The sequence below is a fragment of the bacterium genome (assembly GCA_023145965.1).
In the GTDB taxonomy this organism is placed as follows: Bacteria; UBP14; UBA6098; order UBA6098; family UBA6098; genus UBA6098.
Genome location: JAGLDC010000036.1, coordinates 30,925 through 57,919 on the forward strand (window position 1 = coordinate 30,925; position 26,995 = coordinate 57,919).

The window sequence follows — 26,995 nt, forward strand, 5'->3', positions numbered from 1 at the left end:
TATTAATTTGATTTCCGAATTAGTATCCAATTTTCAGAAAACCTTGCTCGTGACTCGACGAATTTTTTATAGTCTAAATACTCCTTAACCTGAATAATCGGCGCATGTGTGCCTGTATTCACTTGCTTATACTCCAAGGTCTGGTTTTCGATACTCAGTAAACTGGAAAAACCAGTATATTCATTCGATAAATCCATGCTTGAGGGCAAGTGTTCGATAATATAGCCCTCCGGCAGTTTTATTGACATCAGTTTCTCGTTGTAGTAATCCCCCGGTAGCGAAAACGGAAGTGTTCGCGTGGCGGCGCCAACCTGACTAGAACCGTAATCGACTGTGGGCAGTTTGAACGCAAGTATCTCCTCCCCTGCACTTACGGCATATCCTGGAATATGAACTGAATAGGAAACCTCGACCTGCTCTGTGAGAGATTTAATCCCGGTCAAGGAGAAATCAACCAAATTGGCCATTCCATCAATACCTTTAGCGAGGCTTTCAAAATAGTTCTTTAATTGGCGTGGTTTATCGTTCTTGTGATAGCGATAACTATCGCCTCCGGTCGGGCCATGGTAGATTATATTATATTGAACATCGAGAGCACCATCGGGATAGAGGATACATTCGTATTCGGGGATGCTATAAGCGTAATCGCCATCGACTCTAGGTATCTCTATAAGCTTCGCACCATTTTCGGCTATCGGAAGAATCCATAAACCGCTAAGGTATTGATGATCATATCGGAGATACTCGTTAGGCGCTAGGTATCTTGTAATCTCACCTTCGTGAATACTAACACGGAGATCATGGAAATGCTCTATATTCAACATATCCAACGGTAAAGAAGAATCCAAACCCGGACCTAAAAGGACGAGGTTGGCATCGAATCCTGCTTCGACAAGGAAACAGTATAGCACAAAAACCAACTCATGCCGGGCAATACGAGAGAAAGTCAATAACTGCGAGAGGGGTTTAGAATAGGGATAATAATCCGACATTCCCACCCAGTTCGAGGTATAATTCTCAGCGACGAAGTTATATACCTGTTCTATTGTTGGCGAACCTTTGGGGAATTGCGCTGAGAGCTTATCCTTAATTACGTCTTTTGCGTCGAATGCTTCCTGGACTTTGGCATAGTATGCGCCAGAAAATTCGGCTATGTCAGATGGAATTGTAATAGCAATATTTGGGAAAATAAGATCGAGGTTAGGTAACATATTTTCCTCAACATAAGGCTCGATATTCTCCATCTTGTATGTCTTGACGGAATAGCCATCGCGCTTAGATTTTTTAGGTTTAGGTATTTTGAATTCCTTAACCTCAAAAGGCACTTCACCTTTTTGCGCTATTTCGAAAATGGAAACGAGTTTAGGTTCGGTATCATAGAATTTCCAGCGAAGATCGAGGCCGTTAAAAATATCCAGCTTCAGGTATTCGCGCGATATTTGATAATCGACGACGGACCCAAGAGATGCTCCAGTTAGCGCGAATTTTCTTATTCGGCGCCTTTGATATTCAGAGAGAAGTGAATTCGTGCTACCATCCTCTATGGCATTATCGGCAACAGTGCTAACCTTAGAAAGCCCTATTGCGCGAGCAAAATCGATGTTCACGTCGTGGGCATCCTTGAAGTATCTTGTTGACCAATTGGCCTTATTCTTGCCGCTTTCGTTTGCGATATAATAGATATACCGTCTGACTAGTCGAGCTGTTCCGTCCTCTCGGAAAGTCAACTCGCCCTTTTCATACAGGGTTATATAGCCGGAGCTTGTATATTCTCTGCTAACTTCATCGACCCTTTCCAATGCCGAAAGAAGGATTTCATCGTCGATGTCGAGTCGCGACTTCCAATCGTCACCGGGACGCCAGGTGCCAAGGTCTATACTTCTGACCTCAGAGGGTTCGAGTTCGAGAAAACCATCGGAGGTCTCGAAAACAACAACTTCTTCTTTAATCTCGACCAATTCTCCGATATGTTCGCTTCCATCGCTCATATATAAAACATCGCGATTTTTAGCAAAAGAGATCGAAACCAAAACGATCAATGCAATTATAATAACTGAAATTTTATTTAATTTCACGATAACCTCCTATTTCTCGACAAGAAAGATTCTCTCTTTGAGATATGATAAGACGGCTTCAGCGTCTTTTTTATAAGCTTTATAATCTGATACTGGAATTCTCAATTTTTTAATCCGATACTTATCAATGAACTTAATTTTGTTGCCTTCGGGGATGTAGTTCGCAGAATACTCGAAGTATTCATTCGATATTGAAAACTCGCCTGGAATAAATTCCGCAGAAAGGTTGTCCGGTAGAATAAAAGTAACATCGTGTGCTCGCATAAATGTCATATCTACTTTAATCCCATAATTAGGATCTCCAAGGGCTATCTCCTGAAAAGAATATCTCAGTGCCGGCACATCGAGAAGGAGATAGTCGCCGGCCTTCACTGGATAGTTATCAATTTTATATTTGAACTTCATAGTGAATGGAAGAGATATATCACGAATATTGGTCAGCTTATAATCAATCAATGATACGCCGGCTTTACGTTGTGCGAGTATTTGCTCGACCACTTTCTCATGCTTCTGTTCGGGTGTATATTCAAAATATCCGCGATAACCAGCCTCCATCGATCCTGAATACCAGAAACTATCGCTTATCACAGCACTTCCATCGGCCGATAGCTCCACGGCTGTTATGCTCTGCATCGAATTTTCCTCGGACGGAATAGGTGGATTATAAACAACCTCTCCACGAACATAATTAGCGTAATAAATATCACAGTCGCCCATAGAATATGAAGGAAAACGGAAAAGATTATTTGTAGCATCGAGAACATGGGGTTCTCCATCCCACCATACCTCGTTTATAGCATGGTTACCCCCCCAGAATGGAAAGCGCGATCTATCGAGGAATCCTGCATCGTTTGTCATAAGTATGATTGGGTAAGACTCAATTCCTACCGCAGATAACAAGGTGCTAAAAAAGATGGCCTTATCTGAGCAATCGCCGTATTTGTTATCATAGGTAATCTGTGCATAATGACCTCCGAATCGGCTAGCCAAAGCACCTTTGACGCTAATATATCTTATATTGCGTTGAACCCAATGATAGATTTTTGCTATTTTCTCAGTTTCAATTTTGGCATCGCCGACAATATCTTTAGCAAGACTGTCGAGTTGTGGAGTCAGCTTAATATGTTCGCGATGAAGATCGCCAAAGCGTTTGTTGTAGTGGGAATAATCGGGATATAAAGCCGCGTGAACGCTTGGAGCAATAGAATAATAACCCATAGCATGCGGTTCGCGTATCATTGGTTCGATATCGCGAAGCTCCCACTTATATATAACACTACTATCGGTTTTTTCGATAACCGGTTCGGATGAGCCTGTGAATTTTGGAAGCTCCTTTACCCATTTGCCGATATAGGGGTCTTTTTTGTCCAACAGGAAGGTCTCGAAATAAAGCTGTCTCCCTAGAGGCACCTCGAATTGACAGGTCGAAAGTTTAGCAGGTTCGCTGCTTTGAAAGAAAAACCTTGGAGAAAAAAGCTCCGGATCCTCGGGTGCGTATTGTTCATTGATGTAACCATATTCGACAATAGAACCTATTTCCACACCGGGGATATTGAGAGACATGGTTTGCCCCTGACCGAAAAACACAGCACCCCTAGTTGGTTTGGAGAAGATAATATCCTCGGGGCTGTATTCATGGACGGCTCCATCGGGGCCGATGCTCCTCGCATAGAGAATATTGACCCTATTGATACCCTCGTCTATTGACCAAGCCTTGGTAGCCCACCACTTTGTGTCCTGAGCTAGTATCTTGCCGGCAAAATGGTATTCTTGCACTGTGCGGCCATCGGAAGTAAGACTTTGCCGGGATTTATCGAGGAATATTAAGCCCTGCGCACTGGGATTTTCGTCCTCCATATCCTCGGCTAATACTTTATATTGATTGAACTTATCTACAGAATATATGTATTCTTCCTGAGCCGCTGTCTTGACAGTTTTAACATCACCGGTAAATATTTTTTTCACTTCTGCACGGTCGATAGCCTTACCGTCGATGGAAAATTCGTCGTTTTGGAAAAATACATTGCCACGGATTGTCGAGCCATCGTGTAGATTGGCCTGCCCTGCAAAAACGGGCAATATTATCAGAAGCAAACTAAATAATATGGTTCTTTTCATCTTTCCTCCGATGAGATTATGCTGTAGATTTATTATCCCTCTTTTAAAAACTGGATTATATAAAAAGAGTGTGAGAATTGCTTTTTAATTCTGAGATTTTCAGATAATTTGGTAATTAGTTTATATTCCGCACTCGCCTCCCCCTCTGAGAGACCTGATTCGAGAATGACCAATGTGCTATTAGAGTCCGGCTTTATAAACTCGAAACGACCAAAAATATAATCGACATTTTCGTCTATGATATATTCGGCAACATTATCTCTTGATAAATAGTTCTTGTTATACGCTTTATCGTTGTATTTGCCGCTAAGATCGATAACTGAACGTTGTGACACAAGAGCTAAGATTTCCGGTTCGAAGGAAGCCATAATGGTATTTGGCGGTATGTATTCCGAAGTCCAGATTGCTGCGAAACTTTGCACTACTTTATTTCTATCTCTTACCGGAGAATTAACATCTTTCATAAAGGTCATTAATGTCGAAAAAGCCGTTAGAATCAAGACGAAAATCAGAGACCCGTATTTCTTCCCGAAAACGGTTTTAAAAAGAATTATAAAAGCGTAAATAACAAGAATTATGAACACGAGAATATCTATGGAAGAAATACCTTCGACGGATAAGGTTGCCTTTCTGCCTATGAGGATGAATGAGAGTATGCGAAACGAAATTGCAAAACTAATGGCGCATAAAAACGCCCGCTTTTTGAATAAAGACCATAAAGCTAAAACCAGGAATCCAACAACCATTAAAATCGTGATAATAGATGAAACCGACGGTCCCAGGTGTAGATTTAGAGCCGTTGTCATTTGTAAAAAAATATTGCTGAATATTTCAGGTCTCGAAAGTGAACTTGCCCCACTAAAAAATATTGGAGAAACAGAGTCGAGAGCGATTTTGTTATAAATAAAATATGGGATAATCAAAACTGACGAACTTACAAGAGCGCCGAGGGTAAGCTTTTTCAATCCGGAACTGAAGTTAATCTTCTGGAAAACCAACACCATAAATAAAATTGCCCCAAAAATAAGGAGATCAGGACGGATGTAAAAACCGAGTGTGAGTAGAATTCCAAGCCCCACTCCTCTTTTGGTATTTGCTTTGAATTCTCTATTAGTAAGCAAATTATCGAATATCAAAAACAATGCACTTACATACAGAAAAGCGAGCGAGCTTTCTAGGCCATCGATAAAAGCAAATTTAACACCCGGAAAGAGTGCAAAAAAGGCTATTAAAGCAATATAATCGGATAGGCATTTCAATCTTTTCGATGATAAAATAAATAAAATAATAAGTGCTGCATGAAAAATTAATTCGGAAAGCGCCCAACACATAAGAGCAGAGTCCATGGGGTTGCTAATTATTTTGAAAATGAAGGCCATCAGCAATATCCACATTGGAGAAAAACTCCCTGTCTTGTGGATTCCATCGAAGGTAAAGCCCTTTCCTTCGGCGAGGTTTTGTGCTATTTTGTACTGTGCAACAGCCCTTTGTGACACACGTCCCTGCATTAAAAGGATAACTATATCGCCTTCATATAGAAGCGAAGTCTGCAGAATACTAAGAAGTATTAAAAGAAGAGAAAGATAAATCCTCGGATTACCATACTGGTTTCGATTAGATAACATAGCTACATACTATGCTGATAATAATGCAAATCAATACAAAACTGTTAAACAGATACATTCATACAAAAATACCTTGACTTTTAATGCATGTAGAGATTAGTTATACTATTTATAGTTAATGTATATTAGATAGGTATGGAAATTATGAAATATAAGTTTTCTATCGCTTCAGATCACGGTGGTTTCGAACTCAAAGAACAGATTATTAAGGCTCTCAAAAGTAAATGGGAGCTTATCGATAGGGGGCCCTCCAGCAACGAATCCGTGGATTATACAGACTATGCTATTCTTGTGGCTTCAGATGTTATTAATGAGAAGGCTGAATTTGGTATTCTTATTTGCACCACGGGAATTGGCATGTCAATTGCCGCAAATAAAGTTAATGGAATAAGAGCAGCATTGGTATGCGATGTAAAAAGAGCGGAGCTTGCTCGCAGGCATAACAATGCCAATATAATTTGCCTTGGCGCAGTATATACAGAACTTGCCAAAGCACTTGAAGCTATAAGGCTCTTTGATGTGACGAAATTCGATGGCGAACTGGCCGAAGGTGAGCGTCATAAGCGTCGTGTCGAGAAGATCATTAAGCTTGAGAATCAATAAATATTTAGGAGAATTTATGAATTACTTAAAAAAAGACGACATAGAGATTTACGAAGCTATTACGCTCGAGCTCAGAAGGCAAAGGGAGGGTTTGGAACTTATCGCAAGTGAGAATTATACTTCACCGGCGGTTATGGAAGCGGTTGGATGTATAATGACGAATAAGTATGCCGAAGGTTATCCTCACAAAAGGTATTACGGTGGGTGCAAATACGTCGATATGGCAGAAGATATCGCCAGAGATAGAGCGAAAGAGCTTTTTGGCGCTGAACATGCAAATGTTCAACCCCACAGCGGTTCACAGGCAAATATGGCTGTGTATTTTGCGGAATTGGAGCCGGGAGATACAATTATGGGGCTTAACCTCTCGCACGGAGGGCACCTCACGCATGGTCATCCTGTTAATTTCAGCGGGAAGCTATATAATATTGTTCAATATGGAGTTGACCGCGAAACCGAGCGAATCGACTATGCCGAAGTTGCGCGTCTTGCGGAAGAACACAAACCTAAACTAATTATGACCGGTGCCAGTGCTTATCCTCGGACCTGGGATTTCGTTAAATTTCGAGAAATCGCCGATTCGGTTGGAGCCATTTTAGTCGCCGACATGGCACATTTTGCCGGATTGGTGGCCACGGGACTTCATCCAACACCTATCCCCCATTGCCACTATGTAACAACGACAACACATAAAACCCTTCGAGGCCCTCGAGGGGGTATGGTTCTTTCCAAGCAAGATTTTGCAAAAAAACTTGATAAAACGATCATGCCCGGAATGCAGGGCGGCCCTCTTATGCATGTGATCGCTGCTAAGGCGGTATGTTTTAAGGAGGCTTTAGCGCCAGAATTTAAAACATATCAACAACAAATTCTCGATAATGCTCAAGCCCTGGCGAAAACCATTTCACAAAGCGGCCTTCGACTCGTTTCCGGCGGAACCGACAATCATTTGATGCTCGTGGACCTCAGGCCCAAGGGTATTACAGGTAAGATCGCCGAAAAGGCTTTAGATGCAGCTGGAATAACGGTGAATAAGAATACCATCCCCTTTGACCCGGAGAAGCCTTTTGTCACTAGCGGAATAAGGATAGGAACCCCAGCTATCACTACCAGAGGCATGGGAACCGATGAAATGAAGAAAATTGGCGAGTGGATTGTCGAGGTTATCGAGAACCACGAAAACGAAGCTCGACTCGAAGAAATAAGGAAACAGGTTGCGGAGCTTTGTTCAGATTTCCCGGTTTACCCGGAACTATATAAATAATGGCCTTTTCTTCTAAAATGGCCAAATGGACCGAATGGGCTTTTCTTAAAAAAGCCTCTTGTCCTCAAACTGAATTCAAGGAATTTAGTTCTCGTTTTAGGCAGACCTTAATTGTGTTGCCGAAAGGCTATGATGATTCCATGATCAAATTAGCTAAGGAAATTGACCAAATTCTTGGAGGCGGGATTAAGTCGGTAGTTGCATGGGAAAAGCCTGATATAATTGAAAGAGTGGAATCTTTAGTAATTGAAAGCAAGGATATTAACATATTTGGGTGGCCAAAAAAGTCGTTCGCTTCCAAGTTCAAGGATTTTACTGCCTCTATCGACCTTTCGCCAGCATTCGAGATACCTATCTCTGCTTTGCCCGCGATGGCCGGTATAAACACTCGCTTGGGTTATGACGAATCACATGCTGGTAATATCTATAATGTTGTTATTAATGGTAGGATGGAAGAAGTATTAAAAATATTGATGGGAAATAGAAATGGGAAATAGAACGAACGATAAAAATTACAGAGAAAAATTGCCATCGCATTATTCGCTTTCGGTAATAGTGCCTGCATATAATGAAGTCGATAATATCCTTCCTCTCGCGAAGGAATTCGAGGTTTTTCTCTCTCGACAGAAATTTCGTGCCGAGGTTATTGTCGTAGATGATGGTTCAGATGACGGCACTGCGGAGAAAACTCTCGAACTCGCGGTCAAATATCCTTTTCTAAAATTAGTCAAACATAAGCAGAATATGGGCAAAACTGCCGCTATCGAAACGGGTTTTTCGGTGAGCAAGGGTAAGCGCATCGCGATCTTCGACGCGGACCTTCAGTATGACCCATACGACCTTAAACGCATGATGGATAAGCTCGACCGCGGTTATGGTATTGTTAGCGGGATTAAAAAGGGACAATATCAGAAGCCACTTGTGAGCAAAATTTACAATTTTCTTACACGCAGGCTTTTCGGGATCAATGTCAAGGACATGAACTCGATGAAGATGCTTCGTAGAGAGGTGATGGCAGAGCTATTTCTCAGAAAAGATTGGCATAGATTCATGGTAGTTCTGGCCTCTCAGAGGGGTTATCGTGTCGCGGATATACCGGTAAAACTGAGGCCAAGGCTTCATGGCAAACCGAAATATAGTGGTTTTGGGCGGATATTTATCGGCTTGACCGATTTACTTGCGGTTTGGTTATCCGAGAAGATTTTTCGTAAACCCATGCTTTATTTTGGGAGTACTGGATTTATATCTCTCCTTTTGGCTGGAGGGTTAGCGCTTTTCATTTTCATTGCACGCCTGGGATTCCACTGGGGCTATCCTCCACTTCAGACAATTTTAATTTTATTAATCTCTGTATCGGGATTTACTTTCACTCTGGGGTTTTTAGCCGAGGCAATAGCCAATTTACGCGACAGAGTCGAATTCCTTATGCTTAAACAGCAAAATATCGAAGCTCCAAAACTCGAAGTTGCAAAGAAGCAGGATTATCAAAAAAAGGAGCGACCGACTTACAACAAATCAGAGCGAAACGATTTTAATGATAAAAGTAGGCCTTCTTCCCCTGAGAGGGAAAGTAAAAAAAGCCATGATCGCCGGCCAGACAATAAACCATCCGAATCGAAAAAGCTCCCAAAGAAAAAGATTCATATCACGGAGAAAAAAAATAAGAAGGAAGCTATTAAGGAACCCGCTTTAGAAAAAGAGGTGGTGAATAAACCCTCGGAGAAGTCTTTCGAAATAGTTCAAAGGCAACAATCTTGGGGACGGTCTGGAAGAGTAACACATAAAAATGTTGTTGCTAATAAGAAGGATAATTCTCGCGAAAAAATCGAGCAACTAGCCAAGGATATTGATAGCGACGCCAAGTTAGGTTGTAAGATTGGAAGCCATGAAAATAAATAATACTTTCGTTTATTGAGGAAGAGTAGATCAATTGATGACTCATTTTTTAACAATTGACCTTGAGGACTGGTATCACGCCCATTATCCGGGGTTTGATTTTAGGGCTTTCAAACCCGACGAAAGAAGGGTTGAACCGGCTACGGAAAGGCTTCTCGAACTTCTTGATAAACATCAAACGAAAGCTACCTTTTTTACTCTTGGGGTCATAGCAAGGGATTTTCCAGGTTTGATTAAGAGAATAAAAGATGAGGGTCATGAAATCGCCTGTCATGGTTGGGACCACGATTTGATAGACTCATTGCCCGGAGAGTTTTTATTTAACAACATTAATAGGGCCAAGGAATTATTGGAAGATGTATCCGGCGAGGAAGTTATCGGATTTCGTAGCCCAAATTTTTCGGTTAATCCTGCTAATTGGAACAGGTATCTTGACGCACTCGATAAAAGCGGCTTTAAATATGATTCGAGCGCATACGCAGGCAGGCTATATTACGGCGGTATGGACGGGATTGCAAATAAAACCGGTAAGATTGAGGGCCACGAACTTCATGAGTTTCCGCCTTCGGTAGGTAGGTTTTTAATTTACAGGTTCCCTTTAGGTGGATTTTATTTAAGGTTTTTTCCGGTCAGCGTAATGAAGGGGGCTATAAAGAGGATAGAACGCCGCGGTCAGAGAGCAGTTTTATACCTTCATCCCAAGGATATCGATGGAGATAATCCGAGATTACCGGTAAACGCTGTTTATAACCAGGTCCATTTAATGGGCGTTAAAAAAGGTTATACAAAACTTAACGAATTATTATCCAGTTTTAATTTTATGCGGATTTCCGATTATTGTATTGACTCGCGTAGTCGCAAAGTTTTAACGCCTGTTTTATCGGGATAACATTAGGTGAATTATATTTTGAAAAAAGAAAATCTAAATATATTGGTGCATAGTATATATTTCCCTCCAGAAGTAGGGGGATTGGAATCACATATTTATACCTTAGCCAAGACTCAGATTGAGAAAGGTCATTCTGTTCATGTAGTCACCAGCCGTTCAGGGGATTTTCCTAAAACCGAAACAATGGGAAAGATAACTGTTGAACGTAGGTTCTGTCCCAATAAGAGGTTTTCGGGTTGGTTAACGACTACCCTTGCGGGTATCCCCGCTATGAAAAGGAAGTTTTCGTGGGCTGATATTTGCCATGTTCACACCTTTCCTTCCATTATCCCTGCGATAAAGTTACATAGAAAAGGCATCCCCCTTGTGGCCTCTATACACACAAGCCATTTTGTAAGGCTTTCAGACAAGAAGCTGTGGCGCCCGATATTGAAGAAGTTACTCTCATATCCTGATGTTATCTTAACAGCTTCTAAAACGATTCAGGAAATCTGCAGAGGGTTTCACCCATCCAAGCCAATCTATGCCCTTGTCAATGCCACGGATACCGGTTTTTTCAAGCCGGTTGAACCGGTCATTAAAAGGCCTTCCTTTGACACAAAAATGCTCTTTATTCCCAGTCGATTATATGAGATTAAAGGCATCGAGTATGCGATTCGCGCTTTACCAACAATCCGTAATAAGCAAAATGTGCATTTATATATTGTCGGGGATGGCCCCCTCCGAGGCAGATTAGACGAATTATCTGCTTCGTTAGGAATACAGGAATTCATCCATTTCCTTGGAACAGTTCCACACATTGATATGCCCGGCATAATTTCGTCGGCGGACCTTGTTGTTTTACCTTCACTTATGGAGGCAACGAGCATAGCAGCACTGGAAGCTATGTCTTGCGAAAAACCAATTATAGCTTCAGATGTCGGTGGTCTTCCCGAAATAATCGATGATCAAAGTGGAATTCTTGTCCCACCCAAAAAACCCAAAGCTTTAGCCGAAGCTATCTTGGAAATGCTTTCATTTCCCGAGGAAAAAAGAAGGTCGATGGGAGCACATGCCAGAGAGAGAGTTAAGAATAATTGGTCGGTTAATAAACTAACCGATAAGGTTTTAGCTCATTACGAAGAGGCTTTTGAAATAAATAAAAGAAACAAATTATTATGAATTTGATTATCGACGCGGGAGTTTTTATATGGTTAAACCAATGAAAAAACAAGGGTTGTCGCCCAAATTTCTTTGGGGTATCGGCATCTTTCTAGCTCTATTCGGAGTCCTTTTTGGATATTTTTTGTGGGATATTGAATCTCCAAATATTGGGGGTTTGACTTTCGCTTTAGTGGCCTTAACCGGCTTGCCTTTGGCCATGGCCGTATTCAACTCCAAACGCGATGGTGTGTTCTTATTTTTATTTCTTTGGATAACGGCCTATTTTTTCTCGAGATTCATTTTTGGCGGTGGTATGCTTTTTGGGACAGACACAATGGGATTGGGCTATTTTTCACACAGTTTTTATAGAGCACATTTTGCCCAGTTCGGTTCGTATCCATTATGGGAAAATCTACTCCACGGGGGAATGCCATTTCATGCAGGTATGCATGGCGATGTTCTTTATCCGACAAGGATATTAGAGCTTATATTGCCTATTCACTATGCACTCGGTTTAAAGCTGGTGCTTCATGTTTGGCTTGCAGGATTCTTTATGTTTGGTTTCCTAAGGAGCCTCGGATTTTGTAAAGGAGCTTCTTTTTTTGGAGGGCTGGCATATATGTTCGGCCCGTATTTCGTTAGTTACATTTATGCTGGTCACGATGGTAAGATGTTTGTCATTATGCTTCTTCCTTTGGCTTTTTGGGCACTGGAGCTTGCACTCCGAGATGGCAAATTATGGCGTTATCTTCTATTTGGACTGACATATTCGTTGATGGTCATTTCAGCGCACATGCAGATGGCCTATTTTGCCTCGTGGGCTATAGGAGCTTACTTCGTTTTTAGAATAATCAGGTTGCTTTTAAAAGAAAAAACAATAAAGAACGCCTCGAAACATGTTTCTATTTTTATACTTGCAGTATTATTTGCCCTTTTGATTACAACGCTTCAGATTTATCCTCCTTTTAAATACCTTGGCGAATATTCTCAGAGAACCCAGAGAACGGAGGTATCCGGTTACGAATGGTCAACCAGTTGGGCATTACATCCCGAGGAAATGGGTGGGTTATTTTTTCCTGAGTTTGCTGGGATAAATGTCGAGAATACCAATACATACTGGGGGCATAACGCATTCAAACTTAATTCGGATTATTTTGGAATTATTATTTTTCTCCTGGCTATCGGTGCGGTTATATTTATTAGGAAACCTCGAACATGGTTCTTTTTTGGGCTTGGAATATTTGCCACAATATTCGCGCTTGGTCCCACAACGCCATTTTTCCGCCTTTTCTATGCATTCATTCCGCAAGTGAAGAAGTTCAGAGGGCCGTCGATGATATTATTCATCGCGGTTTTCAGTGCTGTTGTTTTAGCCTCGGAGATGCTTTTCGCCTTAAGAGACGATGAAAAAAGGAAATCTCTTTTAAAGCGCGGTTTAATGGTGTATCTGATTCTCATAGGGATTCTTCTTCCACTTACAGCACTCATTATGACTGGTGCTGGTAAAGGTATGATGAAGCTATATACCACAATATTCTATTCAGGGATCGATAGTTCTAAGCAGGCGATAATGCAGGCTAATATCGGCAATATAGCTCGTGGAATGTGGCTTGGAACTATCGTGGTTATTCTTGGTCTCGGCGCCTATGCCCTCGCCATGAAAAACAGGATTTCCGCCTTTCTGGCTTTGATAATTCTATCACTTGTAACTCTTTTTGACCTATGGCGAATAGATAAGCCCTTTGTTAAAATTGTTGATCCTGAAAGCTATTTTGGAGAAACATCCTCAATTTCTTTCTTGAAAAACGAATATGAAAAAAAACCATTTAGGGTAATAGTATTCCCCGGTGCATTTCAAGATAGCCATCTCGCACTTCATGGTTTAGAAGAGGTTGTCTTTGGTGTTGGCCACGGTAACCAGCTTAGAACCTTCGATGAGTTTATTAATAGAAACGGTGGATCGCGGGATCTTTTTTCAAAAGCGGGGCTTACGCTTTTAAACGCCGATTATCTTGCCGTTCGCGGAAGGGAAATTCAGCAATTTCCTTTGGCTTTTCAAGAAGGCAATTTACGCTTATATCGCAATCCAATGAGTTTTCCCCGAGCTTTCGCTGTTTATGATTGGAAATCCGCAAGTTCGCCGGAGGAGGCTCGGCGGTTAGTTTTTTCCAATGAAACTAATCCCGCTGTGACGGCTGCAATCGAAGGAACTACAGGATTTACTCAAAGTGCTGTAAATGAGAGCCTTCTTGTGCCTGCACCGGCGCAGGTTCAATACACCAGACCAGAGCGTGTTGAAGTGGAAGTCGATATGAAAAATGACGGACTTCTCATCCTTTGCGACAATTGGTATCCAGAGTGGCACGCCTATGAGGGCGATCAAGAGCTTGAAATCCTCAGAGCAAACGGAACCTTTCGTGCAGTTCCATTATCTAAGGGGAAACACAGTATAGATTTCCGTTTCGAGGGCAGGCTTTTTAAAAAGTCTCTCGTGGTGTCGATTTTAGCCATTTTGGCTTGGGGATTGCTTTTTATCCTGAGTTTTGTTGCTAACAGAAAAAGTCGAAGAGCAGTGAATGAATCTAGTTAAGGCTATAATAAAGAGTCTTCGTCCACATCAGTGGGTTAAGAATGTATTTTTATACGCGGGTGTATTTTTTGCCGGCGATTTTCTCCATCTTCCTTCGCTTATAAGGGCTACACTTGCATTTATGGCATTTTGTGCTATTTCGAGTGGTGTTTATTTGATAAACGATATTGTCGATAGGAAGAGCGACAGGATCCATCCATATAAAAAGAATCGGCCTATTGCCAGCGGGCAGCTTAAGGTTGCTTATGCTCTAATAACAGCTTTAATACTGTTTATTGTGGGTATTGTTGTTTCACTTTATATCGGAGTTGGGTTTCTGTATTTTTCAGCAGGATACATTTTTCTTCAGTTGTTATATACCTTCTTCTTAAAGAAACAACCGATATTGGATATTTTGACGGTCGCTTCGGGTTTTGTGATAAGGGCTGCTGCAGGTGGCGCGGCTGTCGATGTTCCGATCTCCTCATGGCTTTTATTATGCACCAGCTTATTGGCGCTCTTTTTAGTAACGGAAAAGAGAAGGCAGGAACTTACGAGGATAGAAAAAACCAACGAGTCGAATTTGAGCAGACCCCTTCTCGATGAGTATTCAATTAAATTTCTCGATAATCTCGCTATAATTGAGGTTTCGGCAACTTTAGTTGCGTATTCTTTTTATGTTTTTTCAAACGATGTATTTGTAAGGTTCGGAAATCACTCATTGGGATTAACTCTTCCTTTCGTGTTTTACGGACTTTTGAGGTATCTTTGGTTGGTTCATGAAAAGGAGAAAGGCGAATCACCCACTAGAATATTATTGACCGATTTACCGACGATAATTAATATGATTCTTTGGTCGATAACGGTTTTCTTAATTGTATATTTCTCATGATTAGGGAGTAAATATGAAATCACGCGTAGCAGTCGTTAAAACAAAACCTGAAACGGTTTTACAGGATATCACTCGTTGTTGCGAGCTTGGAGGTATCACAAAGACGCTCGACAAATCGGCAACGACGATACTGAAGGATAATATATCCTGGCATCTCCCTATGCCGGGCGCCAATACCACCCCTTGGGGTCTCGAAGGCATATGGTTAACCTTGAAGAAGCTCGGATATGATGATGTAGTTGTTGTCGAGAACAAGACCGTTGTAACAATTACGGAAAAGGGAGATGAGCTTTGTCGGTTCAAACCGGTATTCCAGAAATACGATATACCGGTGCTATTCAATTTCAAAAATTCGGACATGAAATGGATCGAGATTAAGCCTGACAGAGAAATGTTGATTCTCGATAAGATATTTAAGAATGGTATTTTTGTGCCCGATTACTTTATCGGGAAGAATATAATTCACCTTCCGACGGTGAAAACACATTCTTATACTACAACTACAGGCGCCATGAAGAATGCCTTCGGTGGCTTGCTTAACATAAATAGGCATTACGCACACACACATATTCACGATACACTTGTCGATTTGCTCGCTATTCAGAAACAAATACATACTGGTATATTTTGCCTAATGGATGGCACGACTTCCGGTTCTGGCCCCGGGCCTAGAACAATGACGCCACATGAAACTAATTTTTATTTAGCCTCTGCTGATCAGGTGGCAATCGATGCGGTATCGGCGAAGATAATGGGCTTCGATCCAATGAAAATAAGGTATATTCGCAGGGCCACGGAACAGGGTTTAGGCAATGGCAATCCTATGAATATTGAAATAGTCGGAGATAAAGAAATAGCCGAGCGTAATCTTGCTTTTAAATCCGGTGTTAATTTTGCAACAGGCACAGGAAGGCTTCTTTGGCACAGCCCATTGAAATTCATGCAGAAACTGTTTTTCCACACGCCATTGGTTCTTATATTCATATGGGCATCTGAAACCTATCACGACAAACTTTGGTGGCCGCGCCATGGGCAACAAATATTTGACAAATGGCTAGAAACCTCCCAATGGGGGAAATTATTTAAAGAATACACTCCGGGCAATTGCCCATTCAACAAGGACTAGAAATGGGAGATGAAACCTCCAGAACAAATAAAGAATCCAAACACATAGTGCTCCCAAAAGTATTGGTAGTCATGCCTATGGTTAATGAAGAGGGCAATATTCTCGATATTGTCCCTGCGGTTTTGAAACAGGGAGATGAATTCAGCATCCTTATTTGTGAGGATGAATCGAAGGATAGCACACCCGAGTTGGCTGACAGACTTGCCGAGGAAAATCCCAAGCGGGTTTTTGTTCTTCATGGCAAAAGACAGGGGCTAGGGCCTGCCTATGTCCGAGGATTCCATTGGGCATTGGACAGGGATTTTCAGCTTATATTCGAGATGGACGCCGATTTTTCACATAAACCGGAGTATCTTCGTCAAATGTCGAAGCTAATTGCGCAAGATCGAGCGGATATGGTTGTCGGAAGTCGCCGGGTCAATGGTGGTGGAGTAAAGAACTGGGGGCTTTATCGAAAGCTTCTTTCTTGGGGTGGAAGCATTTATACACGCTTGATTACTGGGTTGCCGGTTAAGGACGCGACGGCAGGATTCGTTGTGTATAAGCGTGAAGTGCTAGAACATATTGATCCTTCTAAGCTATCCGCTGGTGGTTATGCATTTCAGATCGAGACAAAATTCCAGACGTGGAAGGCGGGATATCGTATCGTAGAATTCCCGATTATTTTCCCAGATAGGATACATGGAGAAACGAAGCTAACCAAGGATATCATCAAAGAGGCTTTCACGATGGTCTGGAAATTGCGTTTCTCAAAAAAGTCCAAATAAAGAAGACCAATTTGAACGATGGATTACATAATAACAAGTCTCTAGCAAACGAGTTAGAGCCATCGGCTATGGTGAATACCGCCAATAAGCTTTCCGTTGTCGTTCTGTCATACAACACAATAAATATTACAACTCATTGTATCGAATCGCTTTATGAGTATTCCCCTATCACCAGGGGACTTGAGATAGTGGTTGTCGATAACGCCAGTTGTGATGGCAGTGCTGATTTTATTCATGGGAGATTCCCTGATATCAAATTGATACGAAATAGCACCAACCGAGGTTTCGCAGCGGGATGTAATCAGGGAATTCGCTCCTCGATGGGAGATTTTATCCTTCTTCTTAACTCGGATGCCGCCTTGATCGATCAATCGCTCGACATACTTATCGATTTCATGGGCAGAAATCCCGATGTTGGCATTTGTGGTGGTCTTATGTTATCCGATGATGGAACTCCTCAGCCCTCATGTCACATATTTCCTTCTTACACGAATCTCCTTTTCTCCAAAAACTGGTTACTAAATCCACTTAGTTTTTTTAAAAAGAGATTCGAAAAATATCGTGAAATTCCTGCTCGGAACACCGATGTAGATGCGGTTTCCGGCGGATTTTTCCTTATTAGAAGGGAAGCATTATCTAATATTGGCCTCATGGACGAGAGATTTTTCTTTTATGTCGAGGATATAGATATTTCGAGACGAATAAAGAAGGCCGGTTGGCGCGTTGTGATCATTCCAAAGGCAAAAGTGTATCATGTTGGTGGGGCATCTGCCAAACTAAGGCCTTCCAGAACTTATGCATGGCATCATATAAGCCTCTTTAAATATTTCATGAAATACTATCCTTATCTTCTTCCGCTTAACTTGTTATTAGGACTCGGACTTTCATTTCATCTTTTATTATCCTTTCTTGTGGGATTTTTCAAGAAGCTGGGAAGAAAATCTTGTTAGCCTATACATATATTATAGTAGCGGTTGTATCGATTATTATTACTCTTATTATAACGCCATTAGCTATAAGAATTGGCAAACTCACAGGAGCGACTTCGATTCCTAGGGATGTTGAAATTACACGGCCTTCGGCTTCTGATTTAGGTGGAATCGCAATTATTATTGCAATCGTTATTGCGGTTGCGCTCAGCTATATAATATATCCCGCCCCTTTTGCAGGATATAGAAATGCTATTAGTGGTTTAGTTTTTGGTGCTATCATAATATCGCTTATGGGCTTTATTGACGACAGAAAAAATTTAGGTGTAGGTGTTAAATTTGCACTTCAACTTATAGCAGCCATTGTAACGATGTCTTTTGGTGTTAAGATTTCTGTGATATCCAATCCATTCAATTCTTTTGCTGAATTGGGTATTTTTTCTTATCCAGTAACAGCACTCTGGATAGTCGGTGTCATGAACGCGGTTAATTTTGTCGATGGTCTCGATGGTCTTGCGCCGGGAGTTCTTTCTATTGCTGGCATATCACTCTTCGCGATATGCGCCTCATTGAACCTTCCGGTTTTAGCGATAATTTTCCTATCGATTTTTGGTGCAAATATAGCATTTTTGCGCTTTAATTATCCGCCTGCACGTATTATATTAGGAAATATGGGAGCTTATTTATTAGGTTACATTATGGCAACAGCGAGTATTATCCAACCGGTAAAGGTATCGACAGCAATGGTTCTTTTCGTTCCGATGCTTGCGCTCGGTTTTCCTCTTATGGAGATACTAATTACAGTGATCAGAAGGACATTGAAGAGGAAGAAGATATATCAAAGAGATGCCGAACATCTTCATCACTTGCTTCTTTCATTTGGCCTACCCCCTTCTGTTGTTGATTGGGTATTTTATTCTATCAGTTTTATTTTCGCGACATTAGCCGTAGCGCTCTCGGTGGGAAATAGGAGTATTATGATATTTTTTCTTGCTGGTTTATTATTGGTTTTTCTTGTGTTGACGGTAAAATTAGCATCGTTGGAGAGGAGTAAGATCAAATTATGAGCATCCATAAATTCCATCTAGATTTTGAAAGACCCATAATCGAGCTCGAGGACCGCCTGGAGAGTGTTCAGAGAAAAGCTAATGCCGGAGATGAAAAGGCTCAAGCAGATTTGGTTATTTTAAAAATGAAACTAGAAAATATTCGCAAAGATGTTTTCGGTAAGCTCTCGCGTTGGCATAAGGTGCAGGTTGCACGACATCCAAAAAGGCCATATACACTCGATTATATAGAGCGACTTAGCTCGGATTTCATCGAGCTTCATGGTGATCGCGGTTTCAGGGATGATCCAGCCATAATCGGCGGCTTCGCGAATTTCTCCGGGCATCGGGTTATGGTTGTTGGGCAGCAAAAAGGCAAGAACACAAAAGAGAACATAAAGCGCAATTTCGGTATGATGCACCCGGAAGGATATAGAAAAGCACTTAGGCTCTTTAAGCTCGCCGCCAAGTTTCATTTGCCGGTTGTTATTTTTATCGATACTCCCGGGGCATATCCTGGGATTGGCGCCGAGGAACGAGGACAGGCCGAGGCTATTGCTAGGAACATATTCGAGATGGGAAGGCTTCCGGTGCCGATAATTATTCTAATCATCGGCGAGGGCGCCTCTGGTGGTGCTTTGGGGATTGGTGTTGGAGATTCTGTTTTAATGATGGAGAACGCTTGGTATTCGGTAATCTCGCCTGAAGGATGTGCGGCTATTCTATGGAGGGATCGAGCTGCAGCCCCAAAAGCAGCTGAGGCGCTTAAACTTACCGCTCCGGATCTTCTCGAGCTTGGGATGATAGATAAAATCATTCCTGAACCTATAGGCGGCGCCCATTCCGACCCTGAAATGGCCGCGAAAATCCTTGAAAAAGACCTGCTTTCCGAACTCGTTAGATTCTCGAATTTTGATGGAAATCAAATAGTAGAAAAGAGATTTACAAAATACAGAAACATGGGTATATTCACAAAGGTGAAAGTATGATGGATGAAAAGTTATTAGAAATCTTAGTTTGCCCCAAATGTCATTCGAAGCTTATTTACGATATATCCAAAGAAAAACTTTATTGCGAAGTTTGTAACTTGGCATATAATATTGCCGATGGAATTCCTCTTCTGCTTGCAGATGAGGCTGAAAGCTGTTAAATGGAGTATCAATTATGAAACTATCTCAGTTCAGTGGAACAAATCTTATAGAACTCGAGCTCAGATCGACAAATAGTGATGATGTTATCGACGAGCTTTCCGAGCTACTTGGGAACTCAGACAAAATCGATTCCGTTCAAACAATAAAGAGCGCACTTATTGAACGAGAAGAGCTTGCTTCTACTGGTATTGGCTTTGGGGTTGCTTTACCTCATGCGCGAGCGAAATCGGTAAAGGGGCTTACAGTAGCCTTTGGTCGCAGTGAAAAAGGGATCGACTTTGGGGCAATAGACCATAACCTTGTTCATTTATTCTTTGTTATAGTTGTGCCGGAAACAGCTGTTAACACCCATTTAACGGCTCTTGGGAAACTCTCGTATTTATTAAAAGAGAAGGACAATCGGGAAATTCTTCTTAATGCTACTTTCCCTCAAGAGGTTCTCGACCTTATAAATCAAGAATAATGGAGGTTATAAAACTGTTAATTAACAGGTTTGTCTCCAAGCCATGATCTCATTTCTTGAAATTATAAAAAAACACCTTTCCGTCAGTCTCTGGGTATTTTCTATTGTTATCAGTGTTCTCATAAATCAAGCTCCATTAGAAATCCGAACTACTATCTCCGCTTCACTTATGAACACGATCTATCTCCCCTTTACTTCGGTGAGTAAGACATATCATTTGCTTCGTAATCGTCGTTTGGAGAATCTTGTTCTTAAAGAAGAACTTTCGAGAATCAAACTCCGCATGGAGTCATTGAAGGAAGCGGAAAGAGAAAACCATAGGCTTCGAGAGCTTCTTGGATTTGCTGAAAAAATCGAATATCACAATATTCTTGCGGAAGTTATAGGTAGAGGAACTCCGAGGTTACCTAGTGCGCTGGTTTCGGGTGTAGGCAGTAATCGCGGTGTGATAATCGGGCTCCCGGTTATCGACGAGAGCGGAATAGTCGGCAAGGTTGTCGGGGTTTACGATAAAAGCTGTGTAATTCAATTGATGACCGATCCAAATTTTAAAATAAGTGTTGTCGATGCACGGAGCAGGGTGAATGGTATTGTATCTACGGATGCTCGCGGGAAGATTATCATAGAAAATATTCCAGTAGAAGCAGATATTCGACGGGGCGATTCGATACTGTCTTCTGGTATGGGCGGGATTTTTCCTGAAGGTTTGCTCGTGGGGCGTGTTATCAGAGTTTCTATGCCTCAATCCGGGCTTTTTATGAGGGTTGAAATCGAACCATCAGCGAACCTTAATCGGCTAGAGGAGGTCTTCATATTATTTGTTGGTTTAGTGAGCGATCAAGGTCCACTCGATTCCATTCAAACGGAGGATTGATTTTGAGATGAAGCGAATAGGATTATTTTTTGCTTTATATTTTGCGATTGGAATTCAGGTTTCGATATCGACTCCATTTGCTCAATTCCCATGGGATTTTGATCTTGCTTTTATCATTTTAGTTTTTGCCACCAGTTTATTTTCGCGAAGCGAGAGTCTTTTATGGGCTATGTTGGGTGGTTTTATGCTCGACATATTCGATCCTGTGTCATTAGGTGGACATATATTGGCAAAAACGACAGTAGTTTTGATTTTTGGTCTTATAGACGATTCACTCAATCTATCTCGACCATTGCTTTTAGGTATTGTCTTATTTATCTTGTCATTTCTAGATAGGATTATATTCCGTTTATTTACTCCATTCGCAATACATTATGGACTCACTTTGATCCGTTTCGATTTACCTTCGGCAGTTTTAACCGCGCTTTTAGGTTTTATTTTACTTTGGATAGCGATAAAAATTGGCCTATTTTTGCCCGGCCATTATAAAGACAGCGACATCGCGCACTTATAACAATGAGAAGCAGAACCTTTTCAATACGGTCGATCAGACTACTTCACATATTATTAATAGCGTCATTGTTATTAATAACCGTAGCTCTTTTCAATCTTCAGGTTATAAAAGGGGAATATTATTACAGACTAAGCGAACAAAACAGGATACGAATTGTTCCAAAGAGAGCGGCAAGAGGTAAGATACTGGACAGAAACGGAAAGATTCTTGTCGATAATCGTCCTACATACACAATAAGTGTTCTTCCGTTTGAATTTGTCAGTAATCCGGAGGTTATGAGCCGCTTGGAGAAGCTCCTCGATATTTCATCAGAGAGTATAATAAAAAAAATAGATAAGGGTGGCATTTCACTATATGCACCAATTCCAATAAAGCGCAAGGTCAATTTTGCGGATGTTAGCAAGCTTCAGGAACATCTACTGGATTATCCCGGGGTTATCTATGAAGTTGAACCGCAAAGAGTTTACCCATGGCATAGTCATGCTGCACACGTTCTCGGCTATATTGGGGAAATAAGCGCGCCAGAGCTGAGAAAATTATATAAAGATAATTATAAAGCCGGCGACTTTTTGGGCAAACTCGGCATTGAAAAATCATATGATTCCTTTTTAAGGGGCCGCGATGGAGCGGAATTTATAGAGGTTCGGGTTACTGGCGAGGTTGTGGGGCCGGTAAAAGGTAAATCAAACATTCCTGCTATTTCCGGTGCGGATATTATTTCTACTTTAGACCTCGGTCTTCAGGCATACGCAGAGACCCTTATGGCAAATGTTCAGACTGGAGTATTTATTGCGATGGACCCAAGAAACGGGGAGATACTCGCAATGGTATCGCGACCAAGTTTCGATCTAGAGCTCTTTACCGAAACGATTACAGATAGTATCTGGGAGCTTTTAAACGACCGAGAGACACATCCGCTTTTGAATAGATCGATTCAAGGGACTTATCCACCGGCTTCGATTTTCAAGCTGGTAACTGCTATGGGTGCTGTGGATGAGGGTATTGCAAATGCAAATACTCACCTTCAGGCATGTCATGGTAGAATTTGGTATGGAGACCGCTGGTTCCATTGTTGGAACAGGCGTGGGCACGGAGATATTAATCTAGTCGAGGCTATCTCTCAAAGTTGCGATGTCTATTTCTACCAGCTTTCTCTTCATCTTGGTCTCAATAATTGGAGTGAATTATCAAAGAGCAGCGGATTTGGGAAACCTACTGGAATCGACATTTCGCCGGAAGCCTCGGGTTTTGTTCCAACGAGGGATTATTTTACCGAGCGATACGGCAGGCGTGGTTGGGGAACGGGAGTTGTGTTGAATCTTTGTATAGGTCAAGGCGAGATACTTGTTACACCTATACAGATTGCGCAATACATGAGCGCAATAGCTAATGGAGGTGTAGTTTACAGACCCAAGCTTGTTAAAGAGATTCGCCCTCCAATGGAAAGGCCACTTATTGTTGAAAACGAAACGAATGGACGTCTCCCGGCCAGCGGAGTTGCAATAAAAATTGCCAAAGAGGGGATGTTTAGAGCAATTAATGCTCCACTGGGAACTGGTGCTTGGGCGCAACTACCCAATATAAATGTTGCAGGTAAAACGGGAACCGCTCAAAACCCTCACGGCGAAGACCACGCTTGGTTTACCTGTTATGCGCCGGCAGAAGCCCCTAGATTGGTTATTGTAACGCTTGTAGAGCATGGAGGCTCTGGTGGGGCATGGGCACCTTTAGCAAGGGATTTTATGTTGAATTATTTCAACATATATGAAGCGAGGATTAATTGAATCATTCATTCGACTGGATATTGGTGATTTGCTCGATAATACTCGCGTGTTTGGGAATACTTTTAATATACAGTGCAGCACCTTCGAGTAATATATGGCTAAAACAATCGATATATCTTGTGGTGGGTATTGTGTTGATGGTCGCGATATGGCGCATTCCACTTAGGTTCCATTACTCGTTCGGCTGGATATACTATGCCTTGGCGGTGCTACTTCTTTTTTCGCCTATACTTCAAAGTGGAGATATTAAAAGATGGTTTCATCTAGGGACAATGACCCTACAACCCTCGGAATTTGCAAAACCAGCTGTTGCATTGGCGCTATCGAGATTTCTTTATGACAGAAAAAAGGACATTCGCTCGTTTAAGACCATTGCGGGTGCAATTCTAATAGCTGTTATACCCTTTGCTATAGTAATGAGTCAGCCGGATCTTGGAACCGCTATGGTATTCATAGTCATAATAGTTTGCGCGCTTTATACTGCTGGTGTCAGTGAGTTAACTCTTTTTCTTCTGGCAAGTCCGCTTCTTTCAGTTTCATTGAGTTTTCATTGGATTTCGTGGGCTATATTTTATATTGCTTTGCTTTTGACGCTTTGGTTTTCACGCAGAAGATTACCAGTTTTCGCTATTACTGCTTTAGGAAATCTTGCAGCCGGTATTTTAACACCTGCCATTTGGCGTTCCATTCATGATTATCAAAAAGAAAGAGTGCTTGTCTTTCTTGATCCGGGAAGAGACCCATTCGGCACAGGATATCAGATAATCCAGAGTAAAATAGCCCTAGGAAGCGGTCAATTCTGGGGAAAGGGATTCTTACAGGGAACTCAGGCTAAACTCGCTTTTCTCCCAGCTAAACAGACCGACTTTATTTTTGCCGTTTTAGGAGAGCAATTCGGTTTTATCGGTTCGATAGCAACCTTGGTTTTATTCTTCATTCTATTCCGCAGGATACTTCGCATTGCGGATGAAGCGCGAAACGAATACGCAAGGCTTTCCGCAATTGGATTGGGTGCAATTTTGTTTTTTGGTGCAGTAGTCAATATGGGTATGGTAATCGGGCTTATGCCTGTAACAGGATTGCCTTTGCCTTTTTTATCCTCCGGTGGAAGTAGTCTTCTCACAACTTTCTGTATAATCGGAATTTTGCTGAACATCCATTCCCATGGCATAGAAGGACCATAGCCAATCTGATTCCTTCTAGCTATGAATCCGAAAGTCAATAATTATCTCATTAAGCAAATCTTGATACTCGACGAACGGTTATCGAGGGCTTTCACCAAGTAAATTCCGGTTGGAAGTTCATTCCCGGTATTATCGCAACCATCCCAGAGGGTTTTATTTTGCACACCCATCTCTAACTGACGAACCGCTTTACCCATGAGATCGTAGATTACAACGCGTGTGCTTGCGCTTATAACGCAACTCGCGTTAAAAGGATTTGGCCAAACAGCGATTTCCTCATTTTCAGGTCTTTTAACCTCCGAGATAGAATTAAATGAGTCTGGTTCGAGAGCTACGAAGATTGTGCATCTCGATTCAGCATAAGATACATAAAGAGTGGTCTCCTCCGGCATGGGAATCATTCCATCGATGGAGAAGAGGAAATATAGGCTTTCCTCATCGGCAATACATGCCATAAAAACACCTTCGTCGTCTGTCCAACCGGCGTGAATCGGAGTGCAATCAGGGGGGCCATAGTTAACAAAGAGGTTTTCCACCGGCGCGTCGATGGTATCTCTTGCGATAATATCCACTCTCATATTGTGGGTTGGCATATCTGGATCGACATCTATAACGACATATGAGGACATCTCAGAATAATCTGGGATAACCGACCAATCATTATCGGTATGAAATTCAGGAAACAGATTCGAAATATAGGTTGCACCGGCGCCTGCATCAAAATCCGATAAAACAAGAAGACCGCTCGATGAAATCCAATTCGAGTCAATGAGAGCTTTGAAACTCGGAGAATCCACGGCAGAATGAACAAAGGTCCAGTTTGGAGGATAAACAGTATTGATGTTTTCTAAAGCGTAGATAAGATTTTCCGACCATCTTCTATCGAGCGCAAGCCAGATATCCGCAGGGGATTCTGAAGAACCATAAACTGAAGGAAGGTCTCCGGCTTCATTAGAAATAGTAATCAGGTATGAATATATATCGCCCTCTTTTGTGAAAACAGTATCCAGTATTATTGAAGCATCGATATTGGGATCGGTTTTGGTTTGATGGGCTTTCCTGCGAATACGGGCAATATTGCCATCCGACTCAAAAATTGGCACGCACTCAAAGCAACGGTTAAAACTATCGACCTCCCATAGAGTGCCGGGGATTATAGTCACAGCATAGGTTTCTGCAAGGCTTGCAATAGCCTGAAGTGCTGAAAACACCTCTCGCGTGCGAGTGAAAGTATCCGCCACTGAGAAATCCCATCCCAATGTGGTTTCTGAGAATATTATTCGCGCTCGATTCGAGTCGCCGCCAAGATTTTCTGCTGGTGCAAGAATAATATCTATAGTAGAATCCGCCATGAGAACTGCATCGATGACCGATACTGTTTCCATGCATCTGTTTGGGCCACCGATTTTAAGGGAAGCAATTCGGACACCGCAAAAAGCCATCGTAGCGATTAACAGGAAAACACACAAATTTCTCATTTTGACCTCGCTGTAAATAAATCTTATTATAGTAATATAATAAAAAAACTCCTCTCGTAAAACAGAATTTTAACCTAATTGAATAATAGAGATATTCAAATCCTAGTATCTTCGAGTTTCCCGGGGTTTTCTTTATTATAAGAAAAACATCTTAAGCTTTTGGTAAATGCATATTATTTTGTCCTATTGTAATAAGCTCAGGCTTTGGGGTATTATAAAGGTTTTTTTCTTTATTGTAATCTTTTTTTACGGTATTTGCAATACCAAACCATGAACTATCAGGGGAAGTTAACCGAGCCGGAGGGCGTGGCATTCGCCGATTCTTCTAGGGTAATTGGTTTTCAACTTTTCGATGTGCCCGCTGGACCTGCTTTCGCTATATCCGTTCTGGAAATACGGGTTGGCATGGCCCACAGCAGATGGCTTCGGCCAGACTATTTTGCCGAGCTACGTAAATTAACGCAGGCCTCCGCGGGGCCGTTCCTTCGTAACAGCCGAATTTTCACGGTAAAATTTCTCGACCACGGAGCGAATCCACGCGCACCGCGTGGTTGAGCAATATGGCGCCGGCCCTGCCGGTCATCTGTCGGCATTGCCGACCACGG

General features: G+C 41.8%; 24 protein-coding genes. 20 read left to right on the forward strand and 4 right to left on the reverse strand.

From position 1 onward, the window contains the following. Positions 1-2: 2 nt before the first annotated feature. From KAH81_04010 to KAH81_04020, 3 genes are read right to left on the reverse strand one after another with little or no spacing between them, the layout of a single operon-like run. Positions 3-2,075 carry a DUF3857 domain-containing protein gene (locus tag KAH81_04010; GenBank protein MCK5832818.1) on the reverse strand — a complete coding sequence of 691 codons (2,073 nt, stop codon included), beginning with the start codon at positions 2,073-2,075 and terminating at the stop codon, positions 3-5. A gap of 9 nt (positions 2,076-2,084) precedes the next feature. Then, the gene (locus KAH81_04015) at positions 2,085-4,193 is read right to left on the reverse strand and encodes a DUF3857 domain-containing protein (protein ID MCK5832819.1); all 2,109 of its coding nucleotides are present in this window, start codon (positions 4,191-4,193) and stop codon (positions 2,085-2,087) included. 32 nt (positions 4,194-4,225) lie between these two features. Then, complete coding sequence (locus tag KAH81_04020; GenBank protein MCK5832820.1) at positions 4,226-5,818, reverse strand: hypothetical protein; 1,593 nt, start codon at positions 5,816-5,818, stop codon at positions 4,226-4,228. 144 nt (positions 5,819-5,962) lie between these two features. Between KAH81_04020 and KAH81_04025 the strand changes: the two genes are divergently transcribed. From KAH81_04025 to rodA, 19 genes are all read left to right on the forward strand, one after another. Beyond that, positions 5,963-6,421 carry an RpiB/LacA/LacB family sugar-phosphate isomerase gene (locus KAH81_04025; protein MCK5832821.1) on the forward strand — a complete coding sequence of 153 codons (459 nt, stop codon included), beginning with the start codon at positions 5,963-5,965 and terminating at the stop codon, positions 6,419-6,421. Positions 6,422-6,437: 16 nt separating this feature from the next. After that, the gene (locus KAH81_04030; protein ID MCK5832822.1) at positions 6,438-7,685 is read left to right on the forward strand and encodes a serine hydroxymethyltransferase; all 1,248 of its coding nucleotides are present in this window, start codon (positions 6,438-6,440) and stop codon (positions 7,683-7,685) included. A gap of 17 nt (positions 7,686-7,702) precedes the next feature. After that, positions 7,703-8,182 carry a hypothetical protein gene (locus KAH81_04035; protein MCK5832823.1) on the forward strand — a complete coding sequence of 160 codons (480 nt, stop codon included), beginning with the start codon at positions 7,703-7,705 and terminating at the stop codon, positions 8,180-8,182. Next, the gene (locus KAH81_04040; GenBank protein MCK5832824.1) at positions 8,172-9,584 is read left to right on the forward strand and encodes a glycosyltransferase; all 1,413 of its coding nucleotides are present in this window, start codon (positions 8,172-8,174) and stop codon (positions 9,582-9,584) included. The genes KAH81_04035 and KAH81_04040 overlap by 11 nt, the downstream gene beginning before the upstream one ends. Positions 9,585-9,618: 34 nt before the next feature. Further along, the gene (locus KAH81_04045; protein MCK5832825.1) at positions 9,619-10,470 is read left to right on the forward strand and encodes a polysaccharide deacetylase family protein; all 852 of its coding nucleotides are present in this window, start codon (positions 9,619-9,621) and stop codon (positions 10,468-10,470) included. 18 nt (positions 10,471-10,488) lie between these two features. Beyond that, positions 10,489-11,631, forward strand: a complete 1,143-nt coding sequence (locus tag KAH81_04050; protein MCK5832826.1) for a glycosyltransferase family 4 protein — start codon at positions 10,489-10,491, stop codon at positions 11,629-11,631. 28 nt (positions 11,632-11,659) lie between these two features. Continuing rightward, a complete protein-coding gene (locus tag KAH81_04055; protein ID MCK5832827.1) occupies positions 11,660-14,203 on the forward strand; it encodes a hypothetical protein in 2,544 nt (847 codons plus the stop codon). After that, complete coding sequence (locus KAH81_04060; GenBank protein MCK5832828.1) at positions 14,190-15,074, forward strand: decaprenyl-phosphate phosphoribosyltransferase; 885 nt, start codon at positions 14,190-14,192, stop codon at positions 15,072-15,074. Before KAH81_04055 ends, KAH81_04060 begins: the two co-directional genes overlap by 14 nt. Before the next feature lie 13 nt (positions 15,075-15,087). Beyond that, the gene (locus KAH81_04065) at positions 15,088-16,200 is read left to right on the forward strand and encodes a DUF362 domain-containing protein (GenBank protein MCK5832829.1); all 1,113 of its coding nucleotides are present in this window, start codon (positions 15,088-15,090) and stop codon (positions 16,198-16,200) included. Between the two features lie 2 nt (positions 16,201-16,202). Continuing rightward, positions 16,203-16,967, forward strand: a complete 765-nt coding sequence (locus tag KAH81_04070) for a polyprenol monophosphomannose synthase (GenBank protein ID MCK5832830.1) — start codon at positions 16,203-16,205, stop codon at positions 16,965-16,967. An 11-nt stretch (positions 16,968-16,978) separates the two neighbouring features. Further along, the gene (locus tag KAH81_04075; GenBank protein ID MCK5832831.1) at positions 16,979-17,917 is read left to right on the forward strand and encodes a glycosyltransferase family 2 protein; all 939 of its coding nucleotides are present in this window, start codon (positions 16,979-16,981) and stop codon (positions 17,915-17,917) included. Continuing rightward, on the forward strand, positions 17,911-18,963 hold the full coding sequence (locus KAH81_04080) for an undecaprenyl/decaprenyl-phosphate alpha-N-acetylglucosaminyl 1-phosphate transferase (GenBank protein MCK5832832.1): 1,053 nt from the start codon (positions 17,911-17,913) through the stop codon (positions 18,961-18,963). The genes KAH81_04075 and KAH81_04080 overlap by 7 nt, the downstream gene beginning before the upstream one ends. Next, positions 18,960-19,931, forward strand: a complete 972-nt coding sequence (locus KAH81_04085) for an acetyl-CoA carboxylase carboxyltransferase subunit alpha (protein ID MCK5832833.1) — start codon at positions 18,960-18,962, stop codon at positions 19,929-19,931. Before KAH81_04080 ends, KAH81_04085 begins: the two co-directional genes overlap by 4 nt. After that, positions 19,931-20,092, forward strand: coding sequence for a Trm112 family protein (locus KAH81_04090; protein ID MCK5832834.1), 162 nt, complete (start codon positions 19,931-19,933; stop codon positions 20,090-20,092). The genes KAH81_04085 and KAH81_04090 overlap by 1 nt, the downstream gene beginning before the upstream one ends. A 14-nt stretch (positions 20,093-20,106) precedes the next feature. Then, positions 20,107-20,556, forward strand: a complete 450-nt coding sequence (locus KAH81_04095) for a PTS sugar transporter subunit IIA (protein MCK5832835.1) — start codon at positions 20,107-20,109, stop codon at positions 20,554-20,556. 43 nt (positions 20,557-20,599) lie between these two features. Next, positions 20,600-21,430 (forward strand): rod shape-determining protein MreC, encoded by an 831-nt coding sequence (gene mreC, locus KAH81_04100; GenBank protein MCK5832836.1) that lies wholly within the window; start codon positions 20,600-20,602, stop codon positions 21,428-21,430. A 7-nt stretch (positions 21,431-21,437) separates the two neighbouring features. Then, the gene (locus KAH81_04105) at positions 21,438-21,944 is read left to right on the forward strand and encodes a hypothetical protein (GenBank protein ID MCK5832837.1); all 507 of its coding nucleotides are present in this window, start codon (positions 21,438-21,440) and stop codon (positions 21,942-21,944) included. A 65-nt stretch (positions 21,945-22,009) separates the two neighbouring features. Continuing rightward, positions 22,010-23,728 (forward strand): penicillin-binding protein 2, encoded by a 1,719-nt coding sequence (mrdA, locus tag KAH81_04110; protein ID MCK5832838.1) that lies wholly within the window; start codon positions 22,010-22,012, stop codon positions 23,726-23,728. Further along, positions 23,725-24,912 (forward strand): rod shape-determining protein RodA, encoded by a 1,188-nt coding sequence (gene rodA / locus KAH81_04115; GenBank protein MCK5832839.1) that lies wholly within the window; start codon positions 23,725-23,727, stop codon positions 24,910-24,912. Before mrdA ends, rodA begins: the two co-directional genes overlap by 4 nt. A 41-nt stretch (positions 24,913-24,953) precedes the next feature. On the opposite strand, the gene KAH81_04120 is transcribed toward rodA, so the two are convergent. Further along, entirely contained in the window at positions 24,954-26,390 is a 1,437-nt protein-coding gene (locus KAH81_04120; protein ID MCK5832840.1) for a hypothetical protein, read from the reverse strand. 270 nt (positions 26,391-26,660) lie between these two features. Here KAH81_04120 and KAH81_04125 point away from each other — a divergent pair, with 270 nt between their 5' ends. Continuing rightward, positions 26,661-26,945 carry a hypothetical protein gene (locus KAH81_04125; protein ID MCK5832841.1) on the forward strand — a complete coding sequence of 95 codons (285 nt, stop codon included), beginning with the start codon at positions 26,661-26,663 and terminating at the stop codon, positions 26,943-26,945. The last annotated feature ends 50 nt before the right edge of the window (positions 26,946-26,995 follow it).